General features: G+C 61.6%; 9 protein-coding genes and 1 pseudogene. 6 read left to right on the top strand and 4 right to left on the bottom strand.

Translation table 11 applies throughout. The annotated features are described in order from the left end of the window. From DM08_RS08140 to DM08_RS08125, 4 genes and pseudogenes are all read right to left on the bottom strand, one after another. Positions 1-176: pseudogene (locus DM08_RS08140) on the bottom strand (flagellin FliC); the annotation flags it as partial. A 160-nt stretch (positions 177-336) separates the two neighbouring features. After that, positions 337-2,124 (bottom strand): GGDEF domain-containing protein, encoded by a 1,788-nt coding sequence (locus DM08_RS08135; RefSeq protein WP_035384153.1) that lies wholly within the window; start codon positions 2,122-2,124, stop codon positions 337-339. A gap of 240 nt (positions 2,125-2,364) precedes the next feature. Continuing rightward, complete coding sequence (locus DM08_RS08130) at positions 2,365-3,006, bottom strand: response regulator (protein ID WP_035384152.1); 642 nt, start codon at positions 3,004-3,006, stop codon at positions 2,365-2,367. An 8-nt stretch (positions 3,007-3,014) separates the two neighbouring features. Continuing rightward, positions 3,015-4,538, bottom strand: a complete 1,524-nt coding sequence (locus DM08_RS08125; protein ID WP_051938009.1) for a hybrid sensor histidine kinase/response regulator — start codon at positions 4,536-4,538, stop codon at positions 3,015-3,017. 307 nt (positions 4,539-4,845) lie between these two features. On the opposite strand from DM08_RS08125, the gene hisC reads away from it, so the two are divergent. The 6 genes from hisC to hisI are packed head-to-tail and all read left to right on the top strand — an operon-like array spanning position 4,846 to position 9,088. Next, positions 4,846-5,940, top strand: a complete 1,095-nt coding sequence (gene hisC / locus DM08_RS08120) for a histidinol-phosphate transaminase (protein WP_035384151.1) — start codon at positions 4,846-4,848, stop codon at positions 5,938-5,940. A gap of 9 nt (positions 5,941-5,949) precedes the next feature. After that, on the top strand, positions 5,950-6,537 hold the full coding sequence (gene hisB, locus DM08_RS08115) for an imidazoleglycerol-phosphate dehydratase HisB (protein ID WP_035384150.1): 588 nt from the start codon (positions 5,950-5,952) through the stop codon (positions 6,535-6,537). A 3-nt stretch (positions 6,538-6,540) separates the two neighbouring features. Continuing rightward, entirely contained in the window at positions 6,541-7,176 is a 636-nt protein-coding gene (gene hisH / locus DM08_RS08110; protein WP_035384149.1) for an imidazole glycerol phosphate synthase subunit HisH, read from the top strand. Between the two features lie 15 nt (positions 7,177-7,191). Beyond that, positions 7,192-7,944, top strand: a complete 753-nt coding sequence (gene hisA, locus DM08_RS08105) for a 1-(5-phosphoribosyl)-5-[(5-phosphoribosylamino)methylideneamino]imidazole-4-carboxamide isomerase (protein WP_035384148.1) — start codon at positions 7,192-7,194, stop codon at positions 7,942-7,944. Beyond that, the gene (hisF, locus tag DM08_RS08100; protein ID WP_202593389.1) at positions 7,941-8,702 is read left to right on the top strand and encodes an imidazole glycerol phosphate synthase subunit HisF; all 762 of its coding nucleotides are present in this window, start codon (positions 7,941-7,943) and stop codon (positions 8,700-8,702) included. Before hisA ends, hisF begins: the two co-directional genes overlap by 4 nt. After that, entirely contained in the window at positions 8,699-9,088 is a 390-nt protein-coding gene (hisI, locus tag DM08_RS08095) for a phosphoribosyl-AMP cyclohydrolase (RefSeq protein ID WP_035384146.1), read from the top strand. Before hisF ends, hisI begins: the two co-directional genes overlap by 4 nt. Positions 9,089-9,192: the final 104 nt, after the last annotated feature.

Here is a 9,192-nt window from a genome sequence, read left to right as displayed (position 1 = left end):
TTGATCTGAGCGTTCATACGCTCGGCGATGGCCAGCCCTGCAGCATCGTCCTTGGCGCTGTTCACGCGCAGGCCGGAAGACAGGCGTTGCAGCGAGGTGTTCAGCGCGCCCTGAGATTGGGACAGGTTGCGTTGTGCGTTAAGGGCAGCGATGTTGGTGTTGATATAAGAGGCCATTTTGGTTCTCCTTACTCTTGGGTTTCAAACTCCGGTTTGCTCCACCGTTCACGGCGGTTGATGCTTGATGTTGCTGAATCTTTCAACCACTGCTGGCTCAGTTATCGGTGCCACCCCGCAAAACTTTATAGCCTGCTCCAAGTTATTTCGTCGAGGACCGTCAGTCTGCAGCCACGACGCGGTTCTTGCCGGTTTGCTTGGCCAGATACATCGCCTTGTCGGCACGGGCGATGGTGTCGTCCGCCGTCTCGCCGTCACCGCGCAGGGCTATGCCAGCGCTGAACGTGATGAGCTGGCGCTCGTTGTTGTGCATGAAATAGCGCTTGGTCAACTCGCGTTGCAGGCGCGAGATCGTGGCGATGCCTTCTTCCAGCGCAGTATCCGGGAGCACGATGATGAACTCTTCGCCGCCGTAGCGACCGACCGAATCGCTGGGCCGCAAGGCATCCTTGATGACCGTGGCAAGATGGATCAAAGCCTGGTCACCGGCCTGATGTCCCAGGGTGTCATTCAGCCGCTTGAAGTTATCCACATCCAGCAGGGCGATGCTGATAGGTGCCGGGTTGCGATCGGCGCGCTTGTATTCACGCTCCATGATCTCGTCCAGGCCGCGCCGGTTGAGTGCCCCAGTGAGCTGGTCTTCCCGCACCAGTTCGCTGACGTGCTCCAGCTCATCCTCCAGTTCGCGGATGCGACGCTCGGCTTCGCTGGCCTGTTTGCGGGTGGTCAACAACTCGTCGCGGGAACGCAGAGCGCTCTCCTGGATTGTGCGGGTGTCCTGCATGATGTCATCGAGGATATGGCCGAGTTCTACCAGATTGTCGGCACCGCCGATCTTTTGGCTGTAGTTCTCCATCTTGGTGTGGTATTCGCCAGTGCTGTCGGTCAGCTCGCCCAAGCGGTCGATGAAGCTCGACATCAGCGTCTTCAGTGTGCTTTTCGCATCGGTCAGGCTTTGCTGCAGCAGGCCCTGCTTGATGATGGCATCGCGCAGGCTGCGCTCGGCATCGGCGATGACGCGTTTGTCGATGGGGTTGGCGATGATGTGTTGGAACATGCCGATCTGGCCGCGCAGCCACTTGTCATCGGCAACCAGCTCACTGACGTTCTCCACCAGCAGCCGGAGCAGCCTGATCAGCCCTTCCTGCACCTTGATCTTGTCGCCACTGTGCGTCTCCATGCGTAGCCAGAAGTGCCGCAACTTGCCGGCCAGCTGATTGACCTGATCATGGTCATGGGTGGTACGCACTTGCCCGATCAGCGCGTCGATCTCAACCGACAGTTCGGGATGGAACTGTCGGTTGCTTTCCAGCGTCTGTGCCAGCAACTCGGCCAGCTGGCTGAGCAGCGCATTGGGGGCCGTGGCTGGTGCACTCACTGCATCCGGAGTCGCTGTCGCAAGCACCTCGGGCGAGGTTGTGATGTCCGCCACGGCCGGGGGCTGCTCGTGCGCAACCACCTCTTGTGATTCGGCACCGCCCCCCGACCAGGAGCGGACCAGGCCTTGCAATTTCTCCGACAGGATGACGGGATCGGTGCCGAATCTTGCCAGCACCATCTCCACGCCTTCCTTCTTGCGTGCCAGCGTGATGCCTTTGTGGGTGAGCTCCAGCTGTCGCAGCAGGTCACGTATCAGGTCGGACCAGGGCGGAGCCTGCTTGGCCTGGTCGCCGGACGGAAACAGGAACTGCTGTAGTTCGTTTTGACAGCGTGTCCAGTCGCGGCTGGAGAGGGCCTGTTTGAGCGATTTCCCGATCGGACTGGTCTTGGGGGACTCCTTGATCAATCGTTGCGCGATGCCGATCAGGATGGTCTCGGCACCGCCTGTTTCGTTAGGCTCACCGCTGATCTCCTGATATACCAGCGTGTAATTGGCGGGGGTGGCCGCCAGTTTGCGTGATGCCAGTAACTTGAGCGTTTCGCGGGCGATCTCGGACGGGTTGTTCATTGGTTTGGCCTGAGGCTGAGCAATGCGCACATTCTCATGCGATGCGCCCCGCGCCCATGCGATGAATAGGCAGGAAATACCGGGCTATTCTTCGGCTGTCTCGCCGGGATTTACTGAGGTTGCCCTGTGCTGCGCGTTGTCGGGAGTCAGCCGGATCGCCTCCTGATACGAGCTGGTGGCGACTTCCTCATGGCCCATGGCTGGCTCTTCCTGGCCGTAAGGATGCTCTGGGGCTTGCGCCTATTCGAGCAGGTGGTTGCTGATGGCGTAGTGGATCGCCTCGGCATTGTTGCGCAGGTTCATCTTTTCCAGCAGGCGCGCGCGGTACACGCTGACGGTCTTGACGCTGAGCGACATGGCCTCGCCGATCTCGGTGAGCGTCTTGCCCGAGGCCATCAGGCACAGGGTCTGGTATTCGCGGTTGGACAGTTTTTGGTGCAGCAGCTCTTGGTAGCCCTGAGTCAAGCCTTCGGCTAGCTGTTCCGCCAGTTCGCTGCTGATGTATTTTTTGCCGCTGGCGACCTGGCGGATGGCGGTGACCAGTTGGGCCGGGGCGCTCTGCTTGTTGAGGTAGCCCGCCGCGCCGGTCTTGATCGAGCGCAGCGCGTACTGGTCTTCGGCGTGCATGCTCAGCATCAGCACCGGCAGGTTGGGATGGATCTGTTTGATCTGTTTGAGCACATCGATACCATGCTTGTCCGGCATGCTTATGTCCAGCAACACCATGTCGAACGGCTCGCTCTGCACTTTCTGGATCGCCTCGATGCCGCTGCCGGCTTCGGCGGTGACGCGCAGGTCGGGCGTGTCATCGAGGATCTGTTTCAAGCCCTTGCGCAGGATGGCGTGGTCATCGACGACGAGGATTTTGACGGTGTTTTGCATGATGGTCCTTAGAACAAAGCCTGCTGGTGCAAGGTGATCGTGGTCAAGTCGTGCGGCTTGGGATTGTGCGGGATGCAGACCGAGAGGGTGGTGCCTTTACCGGGAGCGCTGTCGATGCGCAGGTCGCCGCCAAAGTGCGACACCCGCTCCTGGATGCCGCGCAGGCCAAAGGAGCGCGGTTTCTGCCGGTCCCGCTGGGCGATGCCGCAACCATTGTCACTGACGATCAGGTCTATGCATTCGACCCCGTTGATGAGTTGCACCCGGACCTCATTGGCGCGACGGGCGTGTTTGATGATGTTGTTGAGTGCCTCCTGCAAGATGCGGAACAAGGCGATCGACACGTCGGGCGACAGGTCGACCACATCGTCCATCCGTTCCAGCTTGCACGGAATGCCGGTGCGGCGGCAGAACTCGTCGGCCTCCATCTCGATGGCGGCAGCGATGCCGAAATTGTCCAGTACGCTGGGGCGCAAAGTGCGCGAGATGTCGCGCGCGGCGGCGATGCACTTGTCGGTGGTGGTCTCGATGTCTCTCGCCTTCTCGGCGAGTTTGTGGCCTTCGCCACTCATGCGCCCGCCCAGCCAGGCGATGTCCAGCTTGATCGCGGTGAGCAGGCTGCCGAGGTTGTCATGCACTTCCCGGGCGATGTTCAGGCGCTCCTCTTCCCGCACGTCCTGGACGTGCATGGACAGCGCCCGTAGCTGCTCGCGCGAATGGTTCAGCTCGATCTCGGCCTGTTTGCTCTGGGTGATGTTGAACATGATGCCTTCCCACAGCACGTTGCTGGTTTCGAGCAGGCGCGGCGTACAGCGCAAGTTGATCCATTTCACTTCGTTGTCGGGGGGCAGCAGGATGCGGCCCTCCCAGTTCCAGAAGCTCATCTGCTGGAAGGATAGTTGCATGGCTTCGAAGTAGCTGGCGCGATCATCCAGATGCAGCATCTGGTGGAAGACATCGCTGTCCTGTTCCAGGACCTCGTGGCTGATGCCGAGCAAGGCCAGAGCTCCTTCACTGACATAGGGGAAATGCAATTTTCCGTCCTCGGTCCGCAGGATCTGGTAAGCGAGTCCGGGCAGGTTGGCGATGAAAGCGTGCAGCCGGATCTGGTTCTCTTGCAGGGCCAGTTGCGCATTACGGTGTTCCCGGCGGATGCGGGCTTCGCGCAGGTTGTGTTCGATGGCGGAAGCCAGGCGGTTCAGGCTGCCCTTGAGGATGAAATCGTCGGCCCCCGAGCGCATGGCATCGATGATGGTCTTCTCGCGCAGATCGTGGGACAGGAACAGGAATGGCAGATCGATGCGGGCATCTTGCAGCAGATGCAGTGCCTCCAAACCGCCGAACCCGGGCGGATCGTAACTGCACAGGATCAGGTCCAGCGGATGCTCCGCCAGCGCGAATTTCATGCCTTCGGCAGTGTCTACCTGATGAGATTCGACCTCATAGCCCCCGGCGGCCAGCTTGGCCAGCACCTTCTGAGCATCGCCGGGCGAGCTCTCTACCAGTAATACGCGCAGCTTTTCGCTAGTCATTGGAGGACGGAGTTCCTTGGTGGGCGCACGATTTCGGCGAGGCGACAGATTACTACAGGGCCGACGCGGGGTGCAACCTGCCCACCCGACTGCCACCTCCGGGGGCGGGTGTGAGCGCTGCCGGAAGGGGCTGCGCGATATGGGCCGCGACAGCAGCATATGTGCGCCCCGGAGGTGAGGGCGCAGGTGGCGGGGTGCGGGCGAGGTCGATCAGGGCAAGGATCGGCCGGTCTGCAGCGTTGCTTTCTGCGCTTACGCAAACGCCTGATTCAGGTAGAATGCCGCTGTTTTCCAGAGTTCTTATCCCATGTCTTCCGCTGAATCTGCCGTGACCCCTGCAACCTTGCTGCGCCCGGAGCTGCTGGCTTTGCGCGCCTACCATGTGCCGCCCAGCAGCGGCATGGTCAAGCTGGATGCGATGGAAAATCCGTATCCGCTGCCGCCCGAGTTGCGCGCCGAGATCGCGCAACTGACGGCAGAGGCGGCGATCAACCGTTATCCCGATGCTTCGGCGGCCACCTTGAAGCAAGCCATCCGCCGTGTCGCCGGTTTGCCGTCCGACATGGACATCCTGCTGGGCAATGGCTCCGACGAGATCATCCAGCTGCTGGCGATGGCGGTGGCCAAGCCGGGTGCGACTCTGCTCTCCGTCGAGCCATCGTTCGTGATGTACAAGATGATCTCCGTGTTCACCGGGCTGAACTACGTCGGCGTGCCGCTGACCGAGGATTTTGAGCTCGACCTGCCCGCCATGCTGGCCGCTATCGAGCAGCATCAACCGGCGCTGGTATTCCTGGCTTACCCCAACAATCCCACGGGCAACCTGTTCGATGCCGCTGCGGTCGAGGCCATCATCCGCGCCACGCCGGGTTTGGTGGTGGTGGACGAGGCGTATTACGCCTTCGCGCGCGACAGCTTTTTGCCGCGTCTGGGCGAATTCCCCAATCTGCTGGTGATGCGTACGTTCTCCAAGCTGGGGATGGCCGGGCTGCGGCTGGGTTTTCTGGCCGGGCCGACACCTTGGCTGGCTGAATTGGAGAAGCTGCGCCTGCCCTACAACGTCGGCGTGTTGCCGCAACTGGTCGCGGAAAAGCTGCTGGAGAATCACGACGTGCTGCTGGCGCAGGCCGAGCAGATCAAGCGCGACCGTTTGTGGCTGTACGAGCGCTTGGTCGGCACCGTGGATGTGCGCGCCTGGCATAGCGAAGCCAACTTCATCCTGTTCCGCGTTGCCAGCGCGACCCAGGTCTGCGAGCGCATCAAGGCGCGCGGCGTGCTCATCAAGAATCTGGACGGCGGCCACCCGGCGCTGACCGATTGCCTGCGGGTGACGGTGGGCAGTCAGGCGGAGAACGAAGCATTCATCCGGGCGCTGCAAGACAGCCTCCATCAATCGGCATAAGGACACATCATGCGTACCGCGCAAGTGACCCGCAACACTCTGGAAACGCAGATCAGCGTCTCCATCAATCTGGACGGCACCGGCAAGGCCAGTTTCGCCACGGGCGTGCCCTTCCTTGAACACATGCTGGACCAGATCGCCCGCCACGGCTTGATCGACATCGAGATTCAGGCCAAGGGCGACCTGCACATCGACGCGCACCACACCGTCGAGGACATCGGCATCACGCTGGGACAGGCGTTCGCTAAAGCCATAGGCGACAAGAAGGGCATCCGTCGCTACGGCCACGCCTACGTGCCGCTAGACGAGGCGCTGTCGCGCGTGGTGCTGGATCTGTCTGGTCGTCCTGGGCTGGTATTCAATGTCGATTTCGTGCGCGGCAGCATCGGCGCGTTCGAGGTCGATCTGGTGCATGAGTTCTTCCAGGGCTTCATCAACCATGCGCTGGTGACCTTGCACATCGACAACCTGGCAGGCTGCAACGCCCACCATCAGGCCGAGACCGTGTTCAAGGCTTTCGGACGTGCGCTGCGCATGGCGGTCGAGGCTGATCCGCGCATGGCGGGCGTGATGCCTTCCACCAAGGGCACGCTGTAAGCAATGGGCCAGATCGCGATCATCGATTACGGCATGGGCAATTTGCGCTCGGTCGAACAGGCCCTGCGCCATGTCGCGCCCGACCGTGACATCGTGGTGACCGACGACCCCGCCGTGGTGATGGCTGCCGAGCGCGTGGTGTTCCCCGGCCAAGGCGCGATGCCGGACTGCATGCGCGAACTGGATGCGCGCGGCCTGCGTGCTGCCGTGCTGGAAGCCGCGCAGAGCAAACCCTTCCTCGGCATCTGCATCGGTTTGCAGATGTTGTTCGAACATAGCGCCGAAGGCGACGTGCCCGGCTTGGGCGTGCTGTCTGGCGAGGTGGTGCGCTTCGCCCATGAGCTGCGCGATGCCCAAGGCGGCAAGCTCAAAGTGCCACACATGGGCTGGAACTCGGTCAAGCACGCTGAACACGCTTTGTGGGACGGCATCCCTCAGGATGCCCGTTTCTACTACGTCCACAGTTACTATGTGGTGCCGACTGATGTCGCTCTGGCTCAGGCCACCAGCGACTACCCGCAACCGTTCGTCTGCGCCGTGGCGCGTGACAAGCTGTTCGCGGTGCAATTCCACCCGGAAAAAAGCCATGCGGCAGGGCTGAAACTGCTGCAAAATTTCGTTCACTGGAACCCGCTTTAACCGAAGATTCTTGCCATGTTGATTATTCCTGCGATTGATTTGAAAGATGGACAGTGTGTGCGCCTCAAACAGGGCGAGATGGAGGGCGCGACGGTGTTCTCCGATGACCCTGCGGCCATGGCGCAACACTGGTTGGCGCAAGGCGCACGTCGCCTGCATCTGGTTGACCTGAACGGCGCGTTCGCCGGCAAACCCAAGAACGAGGAGGCCATCCGCGCCATCGTCAAGGCGGTCGGCGACGACGTGCCGGTGCAACTCGGCGGCGGCATCCGCGACCTGGACACGATCGAGCGCTACCTCGACATCGGCATCAGTTACGTCATCATCGGCACCGCCGCCGTCAAGGTGCCCGGTTTCTTGCACGAAGCCTGCGATGCTTTCCCCGGCCATGTGATGGTCGGTCTGGATGCCAAGGGCGGCAAAGTGGCGGTGGACGGCTGGTCCAAACTGACCGGCCATGAGGTGTGCGACCTGGCCAAGCGCTTCGAGGGCTACGGCGTGGAAGCCATCATCTACACCGACATTGGCCGCGACGGCATGTTGTCCGGCGTGAACATCGAAGCCACCGTGGAACTGGCGCGTCCGCTGCACATCCCGGTCATCGCCAGCGGCGGCATCACCAATCTGGACGACATGCGCAGGCTGTGCGAAGTCGAGAGCGAAGGCATCATGGGCGCGATCACTGGTCGTGCCATCTACGAAGGCACGCTGGATTTCCGTGCCGCGCAATCGTTGGCCGACGAGCTGTCGCCGCCGCTGCCGCTCTGATGTTAGCCAAGCGCATCATCCCCTGTCTGGACGTGACCGCCGGTCGCGTCGTCAAGGGCGTCAGCTTCGTCGAACTGCGCGATGCGGGCGACCCGGTCGAGATCGCCAAGCGCTATGACGACCAAGGTGCGGACGAACTCACCTTCCTCGACATCACCGCCAGTTCGGATGATCGCGGCATCATCTTCCGCATCATCGAGCAGGTCGCCTCCCAGGTGTTCATCCCGTTGACGGTGGGTGGCGGTGTGCGCGAGGTGCAGGACGTGCGTAACCTGCTCAACGCCGGGGCCGACAAGGTCAGCATCAACACCTCCGCCGTGGTCAACCCGCAACTGGTGGCCGATGCCGCCGCGCGCTACGGCTCGCAGTGCATCGTCGTCGCCATCGACGCGAAACAGACCGCGCCGGGCCAGTGGGAAGTGTTCACTCACGGTGGCCGCAAAGCCACCGGGCTGGATGCCATCGAGTGGGCGAAAAAGATGCAGACGCTGGGTGCAGGCGAGATTCTGCTCACCAGCATGGATCAGGACGGCCAGAAAAAAGGCTTCGACCTCGGCCTAACCCGCGCGGTGACCGACGCGCTGGAGATCCCTGTCATCGCCAGCGGCGGCGTCGGCAATCTGCAACATCTGGCCGACGGCGTGAAGCTCGGCGGAGCGGATGCCGTGCTCGCTGCCAGTATCTTCCACTTCGGCGAATACACCGTGCAGCAGGCAAAAGAATATATGGCTGCCCAAGGGATTGAAGTCAGGCTATGAGTGATAACTGGCTCAACAAGGTCAACTGGTCGGACGACGGCCTCGTTCCTGCCATCGCGCAGGATGCCGCGACGGGTCGTGTGCTGATGGTGGCGTGGATGAATCGCGAGGCGTTGAAGCAGACGGCGGAGAAGGGCGAGGCGGTGTACTGGTCGCGTTCGCGCAAGAAGCTGTGGCACAAGGGCGAAGAGTCAGGCCATATCCAGAAGGTGAGCGAGATACGCACCGATTGCGACCAGGACGTGATCCTGTTGCAAATCGAACAGCAGGGCGGCATCGCCTGCCACACTGGGCGCGAGAGCTGTTTCTACAGCAAGCTGGAAGGCGACCGCTGGCTGGCGACCGATGCCGTGTTGAAGAACCCGGACGAGATCTACAAGAAATGAGCCTCTGTGCCGTCATTCCCGTGAATACGGGAATTCGGGTGTTTGAAAGTTCCCGCGTAGCGGGGCAAGGCTCGGTTTGTCCGCTGCGCGGAGTGTTTGTTTTG

Origin of the sequence: Ferriphaselus sp. R-1, assembly GCF_000746095.1 — a bacterium.
Lineage (GTDB): Bacteria > Pseudomonadota > Gammaproteobacteria > Burkholderiales > Gallionellaceae > Ferriphaselus.
This window is presented reverse-complemented; position numbering and strand designations above follow the sequence as displayed.